Annotated in this window: 17 protein-coding genes; 11 read left to right on the top strand and 6 right to left on the bottom strand. The window is 53.1% G+C overall.

Features of this window, described 5'->3' with window-relative positions:
- The first annotated feature begins 74 nt into the window (after nt 1–74).
- From HPY30_00250 to HPY30_00215, 8 genes are all read left to right on the top strand, one after another.
- On the top strand, nt 75–296 hold the full coding sequence (locus tag HPY30_00250) for a hypothetical protein (GenBank protein ID QYZ64555.1): 222 nt from the start codon (nt 75–77) through the stop codon (nt 294–296).
- A gap of 26 nt (nt 297–322) precedes the next feature.
- Nucleotides 323–1,555 (top strand): hypothetical protein, encoded by a 1,233-nt coding sequence (locus tag HPY30_00245; GenBank protein ID QYZ64554.1) that lies wholly within the window; start codon nt 323–325, stop codon nt 1,553–1,555.
- A gap of 152 nt (nt 1,556–1,707) precedes the next feature.
- Complete coding sequence (locus HPY30_00240) at nt 1,708–2,160, top strand: hypothetical protein (GenBank protein ID QYZ67844.1); 453 nt, start codon at nt 1,708–1,710, stop codon at nt 2,158–2,160.
- The gene (locus HPY30_00235) at nt 2,157–3,149 is read left to right on the top strand and encodes a hypothetical protein (GenBank protein QYZ64553.1); all 993 of its coding nucleotides are present in this window, start codon (nt 2,157–2,159) and stop codon (nt 3,147–3,149) included. Before HPY30_00240 ends, HPY30_00235 begins: the two co-directional genes overlap by 4 nt.
- Nucleotides 3,146–4,018 carry a hypothetical protein gene (locus tag HPY30_00230; GenBank protein ID QYZ64552.1) on the top strand — a complete coding sequence of 291 codons (873 nt, stop codon included), beginning with the start codon at nt 3,146–3,148 and terminating at the stop codon, nt 4,016–4,018. Before HPY30_00235 ends, HPY30_00230 begins: the two co-directional genes overlap by 4 nt.
- A gap of 8 nt (nt 4,019–4,026) precedes the next feature.
- Nucleotides 4,027–6,384 carry a 4Fe-4S binding protein gene (locus HPY30_00225; GenBank protein ID QYZ64551.1) on the top strand — a complete coding sequence of 786 codons (2,358 nt, stop codon included), beginning with the start codon at nt 4,027–4,029 and terminating at the stop codon, nt 6,382–6,384.
- A complete protein-coding gene (locus HPY30_00220; GenBank protein QYZ64550.1) occupies nt 6,381–7,121 on the top strand; it encodes a hypothetical protein in 741 nt (246 codons plus the stop codon). The genes HPY30_00225 and HPY30_00220 overlap by 4 nt, the downstream gene beginning before the upstream one ends.
- A complete protein-coding gene (locus HPY30_00215) occupies nt 7,118–9,946 on the top strand; it encodes a hypothetical protein (GenBank protein QYZ64549.1) in 2,829 nt (942 codons plus the stop codon). The genes HPY30_00220 and HPY30_00215 overlap by 4 nt, the downstream gene beginning before the upstream one ends.
- 209 nt (nt 9,947–10,155) lie before the next feature.
- Here the strand turns inward: HPY30_00215 and HPY30_00210 are convergent, their stop codons facing one another.
- The 3 genes from HPY30_00210 to HPY30_00200 form a co-directional block, all read right to left on the bottom strand.
- Nucleotides 10,156–10,734, bottom strand: coding sequence for a mechanosensitive ion channel (locus tag HPY30_00210; protein QYZ67843.1), 579 nt, complete (start codon nt 10,732–10,734; stop codon nt 10,156–10,158).
- 14 nt (nt 10,735–10,748) lie between these two features.
- A protein-coding gene (locus tag HPY30_00205) for an IS3 family transposase (protein QYZ64548.1) occupies nt 10,749–11,914 on the bottom strand; the annotation gives its coding sequence in 2 pieces (ribosomal slippage) (nt 10,749–11,653 and nt 11,653–11,914; 1,167 coding nt in all).
- Between the two features lie 28 nt (nt 11,915–11,942).
- Entirely contained in the window at nt 11,943–13,232 is a 1,290-nt protein-coding gene (locus HPY30_00200; protein ID QYZ64547.1) for a mechanosensitive ion channel, read from the bottom strand.
- 460 nt (nt 13,233–13,692) lie between these two features.
- On the opposite strand from HPY30_00200, the gene HPY30_00195 reads away from it, so the two are divergent.
- On the top strand, nt 13,693–14,307 hold the full coding sequence (locus HPY30_00195) for a dUTP diphosphatase (protein QYZ64546.1): 615 nt from the start codon (nt 13,693–13,695) through the stop codon (nt 14,305–14,307).
- A 10-nt stretch (nt 14,308–14,317) separates the two neighbouring features.
- Here HPY30_00195 and HPY30_00190 read toward each other — a convergent pair whose 3' ends face one another.
- Together HPY30_00190 and HPY30_00185 are read right to left on the bottom strand one after the other, a co-directional pair.
- A complete protein-coding gene (locus tag HPY30_00190; GenBank protein QYZ64545.1) occupies nt 14,318–15,187 on the bottom strand; it encodes a hypothetical protein in 870 nt (289 codons plus the stop codon).
- The gene (locus tag HPY30_00185; GenBank protein QYZ64544.1) at nt 15,184–16,347 is read right to left on the bottom strand and encodes a hypothetical protein; all 1,164 of its coding nucleotides are present in this window, start codon (nt 16,345–16,347) and stop codon (nt 15,184–15,186) included. Before HPY30_00185 ends, HPY30_00190 begins: the two co-directional genes overlap by 4 nt.
- Nucleotides 16,348–16,862: 515 nt before the next feature.
- On the opposite strand from HPY30_00185, the gene HPY30_00180 reads away from it, so the two are divergent.
- Nucleotides 16,863–18,182 carry a dicarboxylate/amino acid:cation symporter gene (locus tag HPY30_00180; protein ID QYZ64543.1) on the top strand — a complete coding sequence of 440 codons (1,320 nt, stop codon included), beginning with the start codon at nt 16,863–16,865 and terminating at the stop codon, nt 18,180–18,182.
- A gap of 77 nt (nt 18,183–18,259) precedes the next feature.
- Here the strand turns inward: HPY30_00180 and HPY30_00175 are convergent, their stop codons facing one another.
- Nucleotides 18,260–19,729 (bottom strand): threonine synthase, encoded by a 1,470-nt coding sequence (locus HPY30_00175; GenBank protein ID QYZ64542.1) that lies wholly within the window; start codon nt 19,727–19,729, stop codon nt 18,260–18,262.
- Between the two features lie 238 nt (nt 19,730–19,967).
- Here HPY30_00175 and HPY30_00170 point away from each other — a divergent pair, with 238 nt between their 5' ends.
- Complete coding sequence (locus tag HPY30_00170; GenBank protein QYZ64541.1) at nt 19,968–20,282, top strand: hypothetical protein; 315 nt, start codon at nt 19,968–19,970, stop codon at nt 20,280–20,282.
- Nucleotides 20,283–20,305 lie beyond the last annotated feature (23 nt).

The raw sequence follows: 20,305 nt of genomic DNA, 5'->3' as shown, positions 1-20,305 counted from the left end.
CGTCCAAAGCCATCACCGTGACAGGGGCTGATTGCCTCTGGTCTCGGTGATGGCGTTTTTCCTGGGAGGTGAAGATGCCGTTTCCTATCAAAAAGAGTGTCGTCAAGGTGCTGCTGCCCTGGGGTGCCGGTGCAGGTTTCGCCATGGGTCATATGACCCTATCCAGTCGCTGCACTCTGGTGCTGTTGGGACAGTGCACCGGTTGTGCCGGATGTGTCATAGCCCTCGCCTCATTGGTGGGTTGGGCCGCGCTCAAGGATAAAGGGGCAGAGACAAAGACACCCCGCCGTACCTGATGTCCTGCTTTCGAGCCATCGGAATCATGAGTGGAGGGTTCCTTCTCTGTACACTTTCTCCGGCGTGGGCCGGTTACTCCGGTTTTATGGAGACCACACTGCAGATGGATAACTTCCTGTTCAATAACAATCGGAGTTATCTGGAGCAGTGGGGCGAAGTCATCTACACAGACAGGATAAAGGGGCAACAGGCTGTACTGCAGTTTGGACTGCGAGGTGGAGATGAGGGAGAGATTGACCATGCACTCCATCAGCTCTATTTCCGCACTCAAATTGAACGTTACGGAAGTGAAGTGACCATCGGCCGATTTGACCATGCTGACGGCGGTGGATTCTACACCCTTGACGGCATCTCCCTGCAGAGCGCCGAGAGGCCCGTCAGATGGAATCTCTTTGCAGGATCATCCAAGCGAATCGATGACTATGACGGTCTGAGCGGTGGTTTTCTGCTCGGGGCCGAAGGCCGTTATCAGGCTGAAACCGGGTCAGGATACAGTGGTCTGAAAACAGTGAATACCCGGTTGGGACTTCAGCACCAGTGGCATGATGAAAACGCCTTACGGATGACTTGGGGCATGGGCGGCTCTGGTGGCGGTGATCCGAAGGCAATTGGGCTGAAACGCTTCAATGTTTCCGGCAGTTTTCGCCTTGATCAACAGGAGATGGACGCACTTTCGGGCAGTGCAGACATCGACCTGCAGACATATGGTCGTATGCACCTGCTCTATGACTTCTACCAACCAGGTAAAACACCGGCCAGCTTCCGCGACCGTTTCTATCACGATTACGCAAGGGGAAGGCAGAGCGTGGCAAAGGGTAGCTGGCACCGACCGCTGACCCGTCGCCTGACAGGTTTGTTGGAGGTGAGCCGGCGATGGCGCGAAATAGGTAGCAGTGGTTCAGGCATGGCGGCCGAGTTGAACTACCGTGATGTCGATGGATGGAGACTGGAGTCCCGGCTGGACTACCTGACCTTGAACGGGGACGAATCGATCAGTCTTTATGGTCGGGTGAGAAAGGCGCTGACGGCGTTTGTCGAGTTGGAGCTTGAAGCTGTTTTGCAACGCAAAGAGACCCAACTCTCTGGAAGCAACCAGGCCATTGGCAGTGCCTTTCGCCTCAAGCGCAGGTTGAGAAAAGACCTCTTTATTGATCTGTTCGGTGAGTATATCGACCAAAGCGATCGTGATAATGAATATCGGCTGGGACTGAGTCTGCGTTACGACTTCTTCAAGATGCCACAGGCGGGTGTGCTGTGAAGATCCGGCTGACTTTCTCTCTCTGTCTGATGTTTTTTACCCTGATTGCGGTTTCCGCCGAGGTTGTCAAACAAGGGGATGAACCGAAATGGTGGGAGAAGCGCCGCCAGCGGGCCGATATCTTTTTTCCCCATAATGCACATCAGGAGATTATGAAAAACCGTGGTGATGTCTGCATGGCGTGCCACCCTTTCAGTGGGACAAAACTGACAGATCTGAAAATGCTCAGCAAGTTGGAGACTCTCTCCAACGAACCCTTGGAGGCGATTTGCCACGAGTGTCATGTGGCGGAGCGTTCCGCTCCCATTGCCTGCGAATACTGCCATCCCGATACCAGCACCATCCGACCCGAGGATCACGCTTTTGACTACAAGACGATCCACGGCGAAGCGGCAATCCAGGATCAGGTGGCCTGCCGTCTCTGTCATCTGGATCTGAGTTTTTGTACTGATTGCCACTTTCGGCGCAACAGTCCGCATCGTGTCAATCACCCGCTGGGTTACCGGGATCGCCACGGGCTTGAAGCGAGGATGGACCCTGCGACCTGCGGAAGTTGTCACAATGCCGGTTACTGCCGGGAGTGCCATAGAGGAGGCAATCCATGAGATGGCTCTGGATGATAATGATCTCTCTTTTATTGAGTGGCTGTGGCGGCGGAGACAGCGATGACGATGCCGACGCGATATCAGCAGCGGTTTCCGGACGGCTGTTGTTGGACAGTTCTCACGGCGATGGTGGTACCGCTTGGGGCCTGGAGGCCTGCGATAGCTGTCATGCTCTGGCGGTAATCCACAGTGACGCCCCGGCGTCCACTCAACAGCTTGTGCAACAGAAAGGCTACTCCACCTGTACCGGTTGTCACGGAGATAACGGCACAAGCCTGACTCGGCCCTGTTTGGTCTGCCATAACACGCAGGATCTGCCTGCTGATCCTCATCAGGATGGCGGCCAGGCTCACCATTTTTCTGGTGGCACCCCCGGTGCCTTGACCGATGCTGAGTGCCTCACCTGCCACTTTGGTTCTGATATGGATGGGTTTTTTGACTCCAACAGCGACTTGACCCTGTTTGCTGATGCTGCGGGTTTTCTTGCTCCCTACACCACTGAGACCGATTTCTGTCTGCGCTGTCACAACCGGGACCATCAGCAGCCGGGGTTTGAGATTGTCGGCAGTAGCTTCGATGATCCCCTGATTGCTCTGGAAGACGACTATCAGGTATTCGATTATCACGGCTGGCGGGATGGTAGCGGACAGGGTACCTATGCCGGTCTGCGCGACGGTTATCTCTACCCTGATCTGGTCAACTGCAGTGACTGTCATGCGATGCACGGCACCATCAACGACAAGCTGATCATCGATTCGTCGATCAAGGGAGTTCAACGGCTGGGTAATGCGATTCGTCTCTCGGCCTTTCCGGTGACCGTGGGTGCCAATGGTGACTACTCTCAGCTCTGCGTGCTCTGTCACGATATGGATATACCGCTGGATGATGCCGCCGTCGATAGCGGCAACGGACTCGATGGTGTGCATATGGTGGGTGAGGATTGCCGACCCTGCCACACCCACGGTGAAGCGGTGCAGGTGGGACTGTGAGAAACCTGTTTTTTTTCATCCTGATATTTATCTCCATCGGAGTGGTGGCGGCAGAGATAAAGCTTCCACCTCTACACCACCCGGTGGGGGTGAAGCTTGCTCAAGGGATGGAACCGCCGGAAGCCTTTCTCCTGGGTCGGCAGAGCGAGCTGATTTGCGATACCTGCCACGGCGTTAGCGACCTGGAAAAGATCCCGCTGGAAGAGGTGGACAGCAGTGTGGAGGACTTCCTGCTGCAGGGCCCCTACGATTCGTTGACAACCTTCTGCTATCTCTGTCATGAGAAGCAGGGCATGGAGCGTTTCAATGTGCACCTGATGTTCGATCAAGGGGGAAGATTGGATGAGCAACGCTGTCTCTATTGTCATCAGGAGAGCCCGGAACCGGAGCAGGTCACCGACCGCAGTCAATTGAAATTTCGGCTGCCTCTGGAGAACCTCTGCCTTGGCTGCCACCTGAAGACCCCTCACCTCAATACCCTGGCCCATCAGGTGGAGCCGAGCGAAGAGATCCGCGAGGCGATGATAAAAGCGGAAGAGAAACACCAGATCATCCTGCCTCTCGACAGCAGGAAACGGGTCACCTGTGTCACCTGCCATACCCCTCATGAACAGGGAGTGATCGACAGTGATCGGGCGGGTGGGAAACAGGTTGCGGACCATCCGGTGAACGAGGGTATCGGATATCGCAATGACCCCTGGAGCGGGGTCTATCTTGAAGACAAGAAAGTCCGGCTGGCCGAGCTGCAACAGACGCTGGACAAGACGATCGAGTTACCGGCCTACCGCAGGATCGAGAAGGAGATTCTGCTCCGATTACCGGCTAAAGACGGCAGCCTCTGTCAGGCCTGCCACCAATTTCAGGAGTAGCCGCAGCGATGGCGGAGAGTAGGTGGATCAGTCGGTTTTTTCGCGGGCGATGGTTGCGCTACAACATCATCGTGATCTCCTGCCTGATGTTGCTGTCCCCCTTCCTGTTTCTGCCGCAACTGGCGGGCAACGACGATCTCTGTGGCGGTCTCTGCATCCGTCGTTTCTACCTCATCTTCCCCGGCATGGGCTGGGACGACTTTGTCAGTCAGGTCAAGGTGGCGGCCATTGGTGTGGGCGCCCTGGCCATGATTCTCACGGTCACATTTTTCTTCGGCAGGCTCTGGTGTGGTTATCTTTGTCCCATGGGCGGTTTTCCAGAACTGGTCAGCCGACTCTTTCATGACCGATGGAAGATCGACTACCGTGTTCTGCCCCAAGTGCCGATCCGTTACGGCTATTTCATCACCTATCTGGTGGTGATGCCGGCGTTGGGCTTCAGTGCCTGTACCCTGTGTAACTTCATAACTATTCCGCGCATGTTCGAGGCTTTTGTCGGCGATGCCCGCGGCATTGTCTATCTAATCTCCACCGTCGGTGCGGTGAACCTGGCGCTGGTGATCCTGCTCGGTTTCTTTGCCAAATTGGGTCGTGGTTACTGCCAGTTTCTCTGCCCGGTGGGGGCCATCGACGGCATAATCAACCGCATCGGTGCAAAGCTCTCCTTCGTGCAGCGAATCCGTGTCGAACGCAGCAGGTGCACAGGTTGCCGGGATTGTGCCGAGGTCTGCATCTCCGGCGCAATCCGCATGGAGGATCGCATTGCGGAGGTTGACCAGCTCTCCTGCCTGGTCTGCCGGGAGTGTGTGATTGCCTGCGAGTGGGGAGCCATTGATTGGGTCACCCTGCCGCCGCAGAAGATGCCCGCCCGATTGAAGAAAGGAATTGAGGTCGCTCCTCCCCCGGTCTGGAGTGCGGTGGCTCCAAAAGGAGAGGGGAAAGAGAGACGAAAGTTACGCTGGTCCCTAATCCTTGTTGCTGTGCTGTTCGGCTTTGGTTTGATGATGGCAATCGTCACCGACGTCATTGGCGCACAACGACAGTCAGACCCAGATGGTTGTCTCGCCTGCCACGCCTTACCGGGACTGGCCTACGCTGATAAAGATGGAGTAATACGCGACTCCACCCTCTCATCAGACCACTATGCCGCTTCCATACACGGCAGTGTGCCCTGTACCGACTGTCATCGAAAAATCAAAGCGTTTCCCCACCGCCCGGAGAATGGCGAAGTGGACTGTGCCGCCGCCTGCCATCTGGAGGAACCGTCAAAGGGTGAGGCCTATACTCACAAGCCCATAGCCGAGGAGTTTCTTGCTTCGATTCATGGTCAGGGGCAAACCAAAGGTTTTACCGGGGCCAATCGAATCGACGAAGACCTTAACTATGCCCCTCCCTCCTGCCGTCGCTGTCACGCCAACACCCTCTACATTCCTGAAGAGAAGATGGCGCTGTTTCAGGAGGCGTTCAACCACGAGGAGCAGGCCTGTGGAAACTGTCATCAGGGCAAGGTATGGCGCGGCCAGATGGGGGGGCATATTCTGCGTCGTCTGGTGGGTGAGCGCTGGACCAAACAGGAGGAGGTGAAGGTCTGCAATGGCTGTCACCAGGACAGGGAGGCGATGAAACGGGTGGAACGTCAATCCACCTCCGACGGAAAAAAGAAAGCGGCTGACGCACACTTCGTACTTGCGTCAGACAGTTATGAGATGGGGCTTCACGGTCGACTGGTAGCTGCGAACAGTGAAGATGGCACCACCTGCAGCGAATGCCATGCTCCATCCGGAAGCCGTCACGGTATTTTACCTGCTGAGAACAAGGCGTCCGCTGTTCATGCTGACAATCTGAAACAGACCTGTACGGCTGCAGGATGTCATGGTTATGCTGCCCACCCTCTCAATAGCGGTTTCCTGCACACGGACATGCATGACTTGGACATAGTGCCTGCCTATTCCGACCTGAATCCGTTGAAACCTGGTAGATTCGACTCCAACTGGACCCGCACACTGGCCATCCTGACCCCCCCGGTGGCGTTATTTTTTGTCGCCGGTATGTTGTGGTCGCTGTTTGACTGGAAAAAACGGGATGCCAGGCCGATTCTCGGCGGGACGCTGTTCGAAAGACATATGCTGAAAAAGAAGCCGAAAAAGAAAAAGGCCGGGAAGAAAAAATTGTCGGTATCGGGGGGCAATCGGCCTGTTAGAGACAAGACGTGGTTTAAACGCATGAGACGATCGAAAAAACGGGCCTATTTCAAACAGGAGCAGGAGAGACTGAAACAAGCTTCCCGGCAAGATTCGAAAACGGAATCGGCCAACGGAGAGGGGGATGAAATCTCCAGCGATGCTTCACCGGGCAAAGATTCATGAGCATGTCTTGTTTTTTCAGTTACCTGATTCGGTTTCTACTCCTGAGTCTGTCTCTGTGGGCAGGAGTCTCACAGGCAGAAAGCCTCTACCTGCAGCAGACTAAGACGGTGGAGATCACGGAAAAGATGTTGGCCGAAACCCTGGAAAAACTGCAACAGTCGAAAATCCGGGAGCTGAGAGAGCCTTTGGCCGTGGCGCCTTTTCATAAACGGCAGCCAGTGAAGCCTGTAGTGGAAGAGACGTTCTGCAGTGATTGTCATGGGCCATTACCCCATAGCAAAGATGAACGCCAACGCAGCTTTCTCAATATGCACAGCCGCAAAGTGGCCTGCACCACCTGCCACTATCGTCCCGAGGGCATCACTCTGGACTATGCCTGGTATCCCACCGGGGATGACCCGGATAAGGACGAATCAGGGCGCATTACCCCATTCCATCAAGGAGAGCTGGTTGCGGTACCCGCTGTTGATCCCTTTGCTATCGAGTTGCAACGGCAGTGGCACCTTGCTGCCTTAACGGTAAAGGCACGGCTGCACCGACGCATACATGGTCCGCTAGAGAAGGATGGGCCTGGCTGTACCGATTGCCACCATCAGGATCAACGTTTTCTCGATCTCGAGGCGTTGGGGTTGAAACCGGAAGAGATCCGTTCGATCCGGACAAATCGCATCGCGCGTTTTTTGGGTCAGAAGAGTCCGGAGGGACAGCAGCTGCAACTGCGGGATCTGCTGCAATGAGCCTGCGTTGTGCCAAGCATCATCTGAAGGTGATGGTTTGGCTTTCTCTACTGTTTTTGCTCCCATTCAAAGTCAGCGGGTCGGCAACTTTTCTCTTCGATCTGAGTGGTGGTCTGAATCAACCCAGCGCGGTGTCGATTTTACCTGATGGACGTGCACTGGTCCTGGATGGACTGAATGGCCGGATTGTTTTGTTTGCCAATGATGGTTCCCCGCAGAACTCTTTTGGTAAGACAAAAGATAAACCGCTCAAACTGCCGATGGATCTGGCTATCGCCAATCAGCAAATCGTCGTTGCCGATAGCGGCAACCATCGCCTGGTGCTGTTTGGTCTAAATGGTGATCATCTTGGCTCAGTGCCGCTCCCCTCCGATAAGAGACCTGCGGAACCCACCGGGCTGATTGTGTTGGGGAGTGATGTCTACTGGAGCGATCGGGGCAACCATCGCATTTGCCGTACCCGTATCAAAACGGGAGAGACCCTGCAGTGTTGGGGCAAGTATGGAGAGGGTGAGGATAGCTTTCGTTTCCCATTCATGATCACCGCTGATGCAGATGAGTATCTGCACGTGGTGGATGTGCTGAACGGGCGGATTCAACTCTTCAATAGTCGGGGGCGAGCGTTTGGTGCCATCTCCCGCTTCGGCACCATGCCGGGAACCCTGCTCAGACCCAATGGCATCACGATGGATGATCAGGGTCAGCTATTTGTTTCCGACAACTACCTGGGTCATATCTCGTTGTTCAGGCATCGGCGCTTTGTCGGCCGATTGGCGGATGAGGTGGGGCAATCGATACGGTTTGACCAACCAGTGGGTTTGGCCCGCTGGCAGGATCGGCTCTACGTGGTTGAGATGGGAAAAAACCGGGTTCGGGTCTTTCGGTTAAATCAGCTTTGGGAGGATGCATCCGCGCAAATTACAGAGCAACAGATAGCGGAGCCAAGCCGAAAAAACTGCGTCACCTGCCATCTATCCTGGGCGCCGGATTATGCGCCAGATAAGGTCGAACATCCCCTCATCCCACCGGTTGCGGATGAACGCATGTGCCTCAGTTGCCACCACGGTGCGGTGATCGATTCCCGTGCTGCGTTGAAGCGGGGACACCAACACCCCGATCTACACCATCTCGATGCCGAGCAACCCCTGAAGTCTGTCGCAGAGCGTAAGGAGTCATTTGCCGAGGTTATGCCTCTGATAGATGGCAATACTCCCTACTGCGGCAGCTGTCACACGCCTCACGCAAAAAATGAGGAGGACACCGGCATTCATCCTGGTCACAATAATGCCTGGATGCGCCAGTCCAATAAGGATGGGGATCTCTGTGTTTTGTGCCACGAGGCGCATCAGAATAGTGAGGCGGTGGGAAATGCACTGCCGCAGAAAGCCAATCATCCATTGGGTATTCGGCTGCAGCAACCACCAGTGGAAGGGGCGAAGGGTTATGCTAAAGAGAGGGTTTTGCATAAGGGTTTACCTGACAATCTTAAACAACATGGTGGCCGGATTGCAGAGAACTCAGAGATGATGTGTGAAAGCTGTCATCGACTCCACGGTGCGGAGGGGGAGCCGCTTCTGTTATTGAAGAGGATTGAACTCTGCGCCGAATGCCATCCCAGGCAGGAGACGGCAGACAAAGAGGCCGCCCGTCACAAGGGCATACATCCGGTGCATGAAAAGCTGGAGCAGCCAATCACCATCGATGGCCGGAAGGTCACCTCGGTGGAGTGTGGAAGCTGCCACTATCCACATGGTGCCCTGGCTGATACCTCATTGTTGAATGTGAACAAAACGGAACAGTTATGCCAGGCATGCCATGAAAAGCAGCATGCAAATGGACGTGAGGAGGCGCGTGAAAAGGGCATCCATCCGATGAACGTTAAGCTGGAAAAACCAGTTCGGATCAACAACCGGGAGATCAGCGAAATTGGCTGTGAGAGCTGCCACAGTGTGCACGAGGGCCGGCCTGACACCCCCTCACTGGTGATGGAGAATAAAGCGGGTGAACTCTGTGCCGTCTGCCATCCGCGTCAACATGCAGAAGATAAGGAAGATGCACGGAAAAAGGGCGTGCATCCTGTGAATATGACCCTGGATGAAGCCGTCCAGATCGGGGAACGGCAGATCAAACAGGTGGATTGTCTGACCTGCCATTCGGTGCATGGCGGCAAACCCCACACGCCGTCACTGGTGATGCAGTACCAAGCGGGCGAACTTTGTGCGAAGTGTCATGAAGCCCAGGTTAAAGTACGGGATACGGACCATGATTTGCGCATCACTGCCCCAAAAAGCCAGAACCTGCTTGAAGAGCAGCCTGCCCATGCCGGGCTTTGCGGCAGCTGCCACAGTTTGCATCGGGGAAAAGACAGAGGCTCACCACTCTATATCGGCGCCACGCCGCCTGCCGATAGTAAAGAGCCGTCCTCGAAGCGTGACCGTATCTGCCTCTCCTGTCATCAAGAGAAGTCCGTGGCTGAGAAGGTGATCGTCGATCATTACGACCATCCTTTCCGGGATCTGGTTTTGCGATCGGACCCCAAAGTATTGCCACTGCTGGATGGAAAAGAGTCCAATGCGGCGTTTGGCAGGATTGGTTGTATTACCTGCCATGATCCCCATCGTTGGTCTCCCGCAGAAGCAGAAAAAAAGGGGCTCTCTCCAGTACAGGCCGAGAACAAAAAAGGCACCGTATTAAACAGCTTTCTGCGCAGAGTCGGTCCCAAGGGCACTTTCTGTGTCGACTGTCATGGGCTGGAGACTGCAGTGCGGTGGAAGTATTTCCATGACAAACGCGGTCGTCCACAACAGGCGGACTATATACGTTAGTTTGTAACTAAGGCCGGGATATCCAAAATGCTATATGCAGAGCGAGTAGCATTTTGACTTTAGAGTTCCCGTATATGGGATCCAAAAATTCCTCACCATCAGGCGACGGATTACAGACGTGTTCAATATGCTTAAAGCAATAGTTTTAGATAGAGAGCTCCCTATCCCATTATCGTGTTTTAAATAATGACGGGCTCGGTTTTCTCATATCAGGCACCTTTCCTGGATTCCTTGAAAACTGCTGATTCTTTTGGTGGATAGTCCAGGCTATCCCGCAGTTTTTCGCGAACTTCATCGGGAAATTCGGGCAGATTGAGTTCATTGGCATCCCGCCAACGAGAAACTGTTTTTTCTGCCTCTGTTTGCCGTTGTGAACTGGAATCCGGTTCTGTCTCTACGAGCAGGGACTGGTTGGGTGTGGTCAGATCAGCCCCCGCTTGCTTGACGATATCAAGCATCCGTAGTTGGATATCTTCAGCGATCTTCAGGAACTCTGCACGTTCCGTTGCAATGGTATTGACGCGTACCTCAATGTCGATGGCGTACTCCCCAATCTCCATTAGACGGGCGGAAGCTGATTCGGCATCAAGCCCCTGATGGGAATAGAGCATCTGCTGCAGTTCTATCAGGATATATCGCAACTGATCCGGTGTGGTATCGAGGCGCAGGTGGATTCTACGGTGGAAGGGGCGTTGGTCAATTTCACTGAAATTTTCCAGCTCCATATCAACAAAAATCGCATTAGGTATGGTGACGATCGTGCGGGTTAAGGTGACGTGGTCAAGGATTTTGTTACACCCAGTTAAGCCGCTTTTTTCTGCGCCATCATTTGCTGCTCAAAATCATTCGGACTCATATAATCCAGGTATGAATGCAGCCGCGTACTATTATAAAACATGGAAATATATTCCAATATGTCCTGCTGGGCTTCGTAACGTGTCTGGTAGCTTCTCCAATGCACCCGTTCCTGCTTGAGGCTGCCAAAGAAGCTTTCCACTACAGCATTATCCCAGCAGTCACCCTTCCTGCTCATACTGCCATTGATATCATGGGCTTTGAGTAACCGCCGAAAAGCCTTGCTGGCATATTGAGAACCACGATCTGAGTGGTGAATCAATCCGCCCTTCGGTCGACGTCGCCAGATCGCCATTTGCAATGCATCACAGACCAGCTTTGCCTTCATCCGGGAACTCATGCTCCAGCCGACCACTTTACGTGAATACAGGTCTATCACTACCGCCAGGTATAACCAGCCTTCCTGGGTCCATACATAAGTCACGTCCGCCGCATAGACATGATCGGGCTGGGCCACAGCAAACTCTCGCTTGAGCAGGTTGTTAAAAACCGACTGCTGGTGGTTACTGTTTGTCGTAACCTTATATTTCCTGCGCTGACGCGCCTGTACATTGGCTTCACGCATTAACTTCCTTGCCTTATTCCGACTCACCGGATAGCCCAGGACATTCAAGGCTTTTTTCATTCTGCGACTGCCATAAGTGTAGTCTGAACTCTTGGCGATATCCTCAACCCACTCCAGCATCTCCTGATGTATTCGGTCTGGCCTGTTACCCAAGCCCCTTTGATACTGGTAGTAACCATTACGACTCACACCCAAAACCTGACATTGCAAGCTGATTGGATAGGCATTCTTATGCTGGGTGATGAACGAATATTTCACTTCGTTTCTGCTGCAAAGAATACCGTTGCTTTTTTTAAGATTTCTTTCTCCATCTCAAGGCGTTTAACCTGAGCCTTGAGCTTCCTGATTTCTTCCTGTTCAGAACTCAACTTGCCATTGCCTCGAAATGCCTGCCCATCTTCTGCCTGATGTTCTTTCACCCAGCGCCCCAGCATTTGGGCATTGATGCCCAGACTGTTTGCTGCTTCCCTTCGAGTATATTCCTGCTCAAGAACCAGACTGACCGCGTCTAGCTTGAATTCCTTCGAATATTTCTTTCGTTCTTTCATTTTTCTACCTCAGTTAAGTCAATGATGCTTAACTGGGGTGTACCTGTCCATTGGACCACGTCAAGGTACGTATCTTGGTGGATCGCAGTCCGACTTCTTCGATGGTGCCCACAGTGGTCCCAAATTTACAGAAGTTGCCGACTTTTACCGGTTGTGCGGTATAAAGGGTGATAGCACCGATCAGGTTTTCGAGCGAGCGTTTGGAGGCCAGTGCGACGGCGATACTGCCGACACCCAATCCGGCTACCAGGGTAGTGACCTCGAAACCCATATTGTCGAGCCAGATGATTACAGCAAAGAGAAAGACAGTGACCTTGACAGCAGTTGTGGCAGGCCGCAGCAATAAAGAGGCGTTGTTACTGCCGCTTGCCTGCATACGATCGCCGAGGTGCCCAAAAGCCAGACCAATCACGCCTGCTGTGATCCAGGCGACTGCAATAATCATAAGAGTGCCGGCATCATAGATTGCCCGTGCCTGCAGCGATGGATGGATGTAATCAAAAAGTGAGCGAACAATCAGGACCATCAGGAGGAAACGACCAGGCCGCGCAACAAAATGTCTTCGCCTTGTATGGATAGGGGAGTCCGTGCGCCAAAATACGAGATTCAGTCCGGCAGTTATCCCCCAGGCGGTGAAGTAGGCGATGGTGACGATGATCAACAACATGACCCATTGCCAAAGATGCATGTTGAGAAAATGGAAAGAGGGAAGTTGCCTGGAAAACCAGTCTCCAACCTTTCCATGCCCGTAGTATTTGTAGAGCCTCGGTATTTGGGCAACGGTCTTGTTGGAGACTTTCCAGACATAGACCCCTTTTTCACGTGGTATCTTTTGCAACAGGATGGGGATCTGTCCATCGGGGGTGTCCAGCGTGGCAATATACTCGCGGTATTTTGGCAGCTCGTCGTCTAGATCCCCCTTGGGATTATTACTGATCCGTTCCATATCCACCCAGATGGTTCGGTTGGCAATGATTTGCAGCTTCCGCGCCAGCTCCTGATGGTCGTCCACAATGCCCGCAGGGAGGTTGCGAAAATCCATAAATTGAGTGGCCAACTCAAAGTTATAGTTGTCGAAGGCCGCGGCTATGCCTTTGACGGTGCCCTGTGGCGAGCCTCGGTTGAACTTATCATGAGGGATATCCGGTGAATTCGCCTGCTTGCCGGATGTTTCCGCTTCTGCCTGTGAGTCCAGGATTTCCTTGACTGAAGGAGGCGTGCCATCGGCTGCTGAGTAGGCCGGGAATGCACTGCACATCAAGGCTAACATGTAGAACAGCATTGGCTTCAGATTGGAAGACAGCAGGTTTAGTTTCATTATTCTTAACCTTTAACGTAACTATTCAGCTACCCCACGAAAGTGCGGAAAACATGGAATTGCAGGATGTGCTGAGCGTAGCACTACGCATCTTTCACGATTGATGCGGTTCGTTTTACTCGGCAACTGCTCCATGCGTTGCTCTACCTCTTGCATCCATGCAGTCGTCACCACATCCTACATGTTATCTCAGCATATACCATGCGCAGAAAAGAAACCCTTCAACAAACAAGGGTCTGTCAGTTTCTTGCTAGACTGCGTTTTTGCGGGGTTCTTCGGGACAGGTTCGAATTGCAGGTCCTGTGCAGTCATACTGCCGAGTATCAAGCCTCTTTTGGGAGGAAACCCTCTCTATCGGGTTCAATTTCCCCAAATGAAAACTTATGATAGTGCCGGGAATCAGCTATTGATTTCGTGAACAATACTCATCTGCCCGTACTACCAGGAAAATTACCACACGATGAAACAGAAAATTCTCACCATGCTTGAACTGCAGGATGCCATGAATACCAAGGTCAACAGCGATTGGCGATCGGCGGGTTATCCCTGGTATCGAGCGATCTGGACCGAATGTGCTGAGATGTTGGACCATTATGGCTGGAAGTGGTGGAAGCATCAGAAGCCGGATATGGAGCAGGTGCATCTGGAGATTGTGGATATCTGGCACTTTGCCTTGAGCGATCTGCTGATACGGCATGATTCGATGGAGGATGCGATGGAGGCAGCACTCGCTGGGCTTTCCCGACCGGCAGGGGGCGATGATTTTCGTGAATCGATTGAACAGATGGCACAGGAGACGATCCGTACCCAGTCTGCTGACATCACCCTGTTCGCGGCCATGATGGGATTAGGGGAGATGAATTTCGATCATCTATTCAAGACCTACGTGGGCAAGAATGTGCTCAATTTTTTTCGTCAGGATCACGGTTATAAAGAGGGTAGTTACATAAAAATCTGGAATGGGCGGGAGGATAACGAATATCTTGCCGAAATCCTCTCAGAGCTGGATCCGGACAGTGCCTCATTCAGCGAAGCGCTCTATCAGCGGTTGGAGCAGGTCTATCCGGCAGGGTAGTGTGCCCGGTTTACCCCATTTCATCACGTATAAAATGGACGATAACAACAGCTTTGGGTTGGCCTGAGCCAATCGCGGTCTCGAACAGCGTGACCTGGTTTGCTTCTGAGGTTGAGTCGAGGGGCAGTTTTATGCCCATTCGGCTGATGCGTAGGGATGTGGTGTGCATCCGTATGAGTTCATCAGGGTGCTGCAACTGTTCGATCAGGGCCTTGAGATAGACTTCCGGATTATTTGGATTCTGTTCCGGGTTCAGTGCGGCGGCCTGCTTCTCCTCTTCACTTAAAGCATGCTTCAGGTGGGATATCTGCTCTTTGACGTACTTTGTGATGTTTTCGAGCAGTGTCCACTTCAATGTGGTGCGAACAGCCTCTTCGGTCGGCTCAGGCGCCAAAAGCTGATGATCGGAAAAGACCACGGCAGTTTGCTGTACATCTCTCAGTAGCATCTCCCCCCGTCTCTCTGTTCCAAGGATGGTTTTCTCTTTGCAGGCCACAAAAACCAGGGTGAAAGCATCGGTGCGGCCAAGGTTATCCTTTGCATTGAAATAATGGTGCAGGGCACGGTTTTGGCTGAAGAGTTGCTGGACCTGCTCACTGTTTGAGAACAGGGCGTTGATCAGGTCGTTTTCGTTAAAACTGCGCTGGTTGACAGTGATAGCTTGGGGCAGGGGCGATACCAGATCGTCTATCCTGCCGAGCAGGTCATGGACGGGATTTTGCAGCTGCTTCAGATAGCTGCTTACACCGCGCAACTTTGGGTTGGTTCCCTCAACGACGGACTCTATTGCCCTGGCGACTCGTTCTGCATCGGCTCTTTCCCTGATTCGGTTGGATTGGCGCTCTTTCAGTAGATGTTGCAGTCGCTTAAATAGTGTCATTCTTTAGGCCAGTATTTTGTTTCGATACCGTCTCCCAGATCGGCCTCGATGAGGCGCCGGCGTACTTCGAGTAACCTCTCTATCAGTTTTGGCTCTTTCTCCTCATAGACTGCAGCATCCGGTGCACGTTTGACGACCACCCCCAGCAATTCAGTGATGGCATTGCCGATCGAGTTCTGACTGATGGTGACGATCAGTTGTCCGGCATCGTTTCGGTAGATCAACTGTTTGAATGCTGGCTGCCAGCGAATGGCATTGGCATATTTCGCATCGGTGATGCAGTGATCCCTGACTTTCTTTGCAGTGGCCAGAAAATCATTGTTGAAGAGCAGTGTGTGTTCTATCTGATCCGGGAAATGGGCATCCTTCGGTATCGGTGCATTGCGAGTGGACACCTGGGTAAAAAAGGTGCGATAGAAGTCGATAAAGCCTTTGAGGATAACATCGTATTCGCGCCAGAACCGTACATCACCCAGTGCTGCGGCACCCCCATCGATTTTCCAACTCGGAAGTCCTTGAGGATAGCCGGTCAATTCTATCCGGGATGAGTCGTCATCGACGAGCTTCAGGATCTTCATGTCGAGATTTTTGAAGAACTCCCGGTAGACGTCGTGCATATAGGACTCGAAGAGACTGTGCTGACCGCCATCTGTGAGATTCGGGTTGTTGGGGTCGGCCAGCTCAGCGTTTCGCAGCTGGGTCTTGTCGAAGACGATGAAGTGATTGTGCAGCATGCGGATGCTGGGGACGCCGGGGGAGGTGAGGGGCCAGGTGGCATCGAGACTCGCCTCTCCCGCCAGGATCAGTGCATCCTCCGGGTCGGGGTACTGCTCCAGCATATATTCAATGATGATCTGGTTCATCCGGTTCCAGACATGCTTCACGTCATCTGGCACCTGGGTGCGGCGTACCGGGCGCCCTAGCGGATTGAGAATGCATTTGGAGGTGTTGTAGATGATCGATGTATCGAACTCGTTGCTGTGCCCCAGTGCCTTGCGGTAGAGCAGCAGGTTCTCCGGATTCATCAACAGACCATTATTGTGCATCAGATCGTTGAGATTTTCCGTGCTGTTGAAAAATTCGTTGGGTTTCATCCCCTCGGGAACGTCCAGGGGAATAGGTCTGAAGGGGGTTACGATCTCTCTGGGGCCGTACTGCATAGTGACACACCTTGGAAGAATTCAAGTCTCAAGGCTTAATAGTCTCAATAATAGGGGGTTGTGACAATTACCGCACTTAGCTGTTCATCCTGAAGTCCTGTCGTTGTTCATGGTTCGGCACAAGACGGTGATGTGGGCTAGAATAGCCTCATCCGGAAGAGAGGGCCTGGACATGCTCGATTTTTTTCTTGTTTTGATATTCATGCTGCTCATCGTCTATGTGACTTATTGGATGAAAGATCGGTAATCCTATATTGTGATTCCCCCGTCACTTTTGAGGCAATGAGTACACGCTTGGAATCTATTGGCTGAGGAGCCTCTGATTAACTGGATCATTGTCATCTCGACCGTAGGGAGAGATCTCAAACTACAGGGTGCATAATAGGTTTCGAGGTATGAGATTTCTCACTACGTTCGAAATGGCAATTGATCAGAGGTTCCCTAAATATCCGACATGCGGGACTGCCGCTGTTTTCTCTTTCCATCTAAAACGACTGATTGAAATATAAGAAACCATGAGCGAAACAAATCAAACCTCCCTGACCATGAAGATTTTGATAGCCATGCTGGGAGGTGCTGTCTTAGGCGTCTTGTTGAACCTGTTTGTCAGTGAGGAGGGGCTGCTGCAGACCTATCTGATAGATGGTTTTTTGCTTGTGGTGGGTAAAATCTTCGTGGCTTCCCTCAAGATGATGGTGGTGCCGCTGGTGTTTGTATCGCTGGTTGGGGGCGTGACATCTCTGAGCGATATGTCGACCTTGGGACGTATGAGCGTCAAGGCGATTGCGTTCTATCTCTTTACCACGGCGGCGGCGATCACCATCGCCCTTTCGCTGGCAGTGGCTGTTGGCCCGGGGGAGGGTTTTGATGTGGCCGACAAGGCGGTTGAGTTTACCGGCAAAGAGGCTCCCCCTCTGACGGATGTGTTCATCAATCTGGTGCCCTCCAACCCCATTGAGGCGATGGCGACGGGCAACATGCTGCAGATCATCGTCTTTGCCATCCTGTTCGGTATCGCCATTACCCTGGCCGGCGAGCGGGGAAAACACGTATTGCGCCTCTTCAATGACCTGGATGTCGTTATCATGAAGATGGTAGAGGTCATCATGAAGCTGGCACCCTATGGTGTGTTTGCCTTGCTTGCCCGTACCTTTGCGACCCAGGGTATTGATCTGATTCTGCCGCTGGGGGCCTATTTTCTGACGTTGACCGCAGCGCTTTCGATCCATGCGCTGGGCACCTACCCGGTGCTGCTGCGCACCTTCTCCGGGCTCAACCCGCTGCACCTGTTGCGCAAGATGCGTGATCCCGCCACGTTTGCCTTTTCCACCGCCTCTTCCGGTGCAACGATTCCAGTGACCATGCGTACCGTGGAGAAGCGCATGGGGGTCGACAATTCTGTAGCCTCTTTCACTGTCCCACTGGGCGCTACAATTAACATGGATGGTACTGCGATGATGCAGGGGGTGGCGACAGTATTTATCGCCAACGTGTATGGTATCGATCTGGGTATTGGTGACTATCTGATGGTGGTGATGACCGCGACCCTTGCCTCAATTGGTACGGCAGCGGTACCCGGCGTGGGACTCGTCATGCTGACCATGGTGCTCAATCAGGTGGGTTTGCCGGTGGAGGGCATCGCCCTGATCATCGGGATCGACAGGCTACTGGATATGATGCGTACCGCGGTCAATGTGACCGGTGACTGTACTGTTTCATGCATCATCGCCAAGGGCGAAGGGGCACTGGATTTTGCGGTTTACAATGATCCTGATGCAGGTTCGGTGGAGGCCTCCACCGGCGACCTGGCGCACCCCGAACCCACTGAGGCCTAGATGTTGCAGGAGCGGCGCCTCGCCGCGATGACTCCGTAGATGGATAAATCGCGGCGGGGCGCCGCTCCTACAATTTTTTAAAGGAACGAAAGCACTTCCTGCTCGATATCCTCTTTTTCAATCACAGTCTTCTGTGTGATTTCTTTGCCGAAAAGCGCTTCGATGGGTGCCGGAATCGCCGTGTTGGCCTCCTTGGCAATGGATTTGAGTGCATCGAGGTCGTGGGCGTCGACTTCACCTGTCAGGGCATTGGCGATGGTGGGGGAGAACTTGGTCCACTCCGCAGTTGAGTAGACGATGGTTGCCAGCGGCTCTGTCTCGCTGGTCTCATGGGTCTTGAAACAGGTTGCCGTGTGCGGATCCATCAGGTAGCCATCCTGGAAAGCAGCCTGGATGTAATTTTTTCCCTCGGTATCGTCGCAATGATCCGCCGCGAAGATTTCCTGCAGGCGGGCGAGTTCTTCCGTAGTGAGTTCGTAGTGTTTCTCGTTGTCCAGTTGCTGCATCAGGGCTTTGGTGCGTTCCGCTCCGAAGAGATCAAAAAGTATCCGCTCGATGTTAGAGGACTTCAGAATATCCATTGCCGGGGAGGTGGTGGCGACCACTGAACGATCCCGCAGATCGTATTTGCCGTTATTGATGAGCTGGGTCAGGACATTGTTGCTGTTTGAGGCGATGAGGATCTTCTCCACCGGCAGCCCCATCTTCATGGCGTAGTAGCCCCCCAACGCATTGCCGAAATTGCCGCTGGGCACGTCAAGATAGACTTTGTCTCCCAGCGCAACGGCGTCCTGCCTGACCAGTTCCAGGTAGCTGTGGATGTGGTAGATCACCTGGAAGATGATACGGCCGAAATTCACCGAGTTGGCGGCCGAGAGCAGGGTATTTTTCTCCTGCAACTTGTCCCTGAAGCTGGTCGAACCAAGCAGTAGTTTCAGCGCATTCTGGGCATCGTCGAAATCTCCCTTGATGCCGATGACCTTAAGATTGGGCGCATTCTCGGTGACCATCTGCAGTCGCTGGACATCTGAGGTGCCGCCGTCGGGATAGAGGCAGGCAACCTTGACGTTGGGCTTGTTCTTGAAGGTCTCCAGGGCGGCGGGACCTGTGTCGCCACTGGTGGCCGCCAGGATCAGATAGTGCTCTCCGCGCTTCTGCGCCAGATCGGAAAGCACTACGCCGAAGGGTTGTAGCGCCATATCTTTAAAAGCGCGGGTCGGCCCGTGGTAAAGCTCGCTGACGAAGAGTCTATCCCCGACCTTGATTACCGGAACGGGGTTATTACTATCGTCAAAATCGTCATAGGTCGCTAGCGCCTTGTCGATGACCGCCGGATCGATATCGATCTCAAAGGCCCCCAAAACAGCCCGAGCCAAAGTCTTATAGTCGGCATCGAGGTGTTTTTCCAGAAATGGAATGCTCAGTTGAGGTAACGTCTCCGGGACGTAGATCCCGCCAAAAGAGGACATGGGGCTGAGGATGGCAGCAGAAAAGCTCACCTCTGCCGGGTGTTGGCCGTCGTTGCCGCGTGTTTCGATGAAGTTCATGGTTAGCCTGGCGCAATGGTCACGAGGGGCAGAATTATACCCGAGGCAGCCATTGGAAATCATCATCTCGGTTTCTGACGGACTCGGCAGTCGATTTGATCGAATAGCGGGTGTTTACGGTAACCGGGCATGGTGCAGGAATGGTGCTGATCCCATTGCAATTATCGGCTTCAGAAATGGAGGGTAGCGGTCGCTATATTCATTAGAGCAGGCGCTTATGCCAGATTATGCAGGATAAATGATGAACCCCAGCTTTTTTCGATCCACCCAGCTTATTCTACTGATGTTGGCGGCTTTTCTGCTGTTTGAGCCTGCGTTTGCCAATAAGTTTGAGACCATCGGTAGTGGTGTAGCCGGCTCATCTCGGATCAAGGCCGAATATATGGTGATTATTGGCTATGTCTCTGGTGGTGTGTTGCTTTTTACCAGTCTGCTCTCTTTTCTCATGGCCAATACAAATGCTCAAAACTTGAATTATGCGCTCTGGAAACAGTCTTCCGGGATGCTGCTTTTTATGGGGCTGGTTATCCTTGGTTTTGCTTTTTTTGCATAATGTCCGACTATCTTTCTATGACT

The organism is Gammaproteobacteria bacterium (ex Lamellibrachia satsuma) (assembly GCA_019623805.1).
Taxonomy (GTDB): Bacteria; Pseudomonadota; Gammaproteobacteria; order Chromatiales; family Chromatiaceae; genus QGON01.
This window is presented reverse-complemented; position numbering and strand designations above follow the sequence as displayed.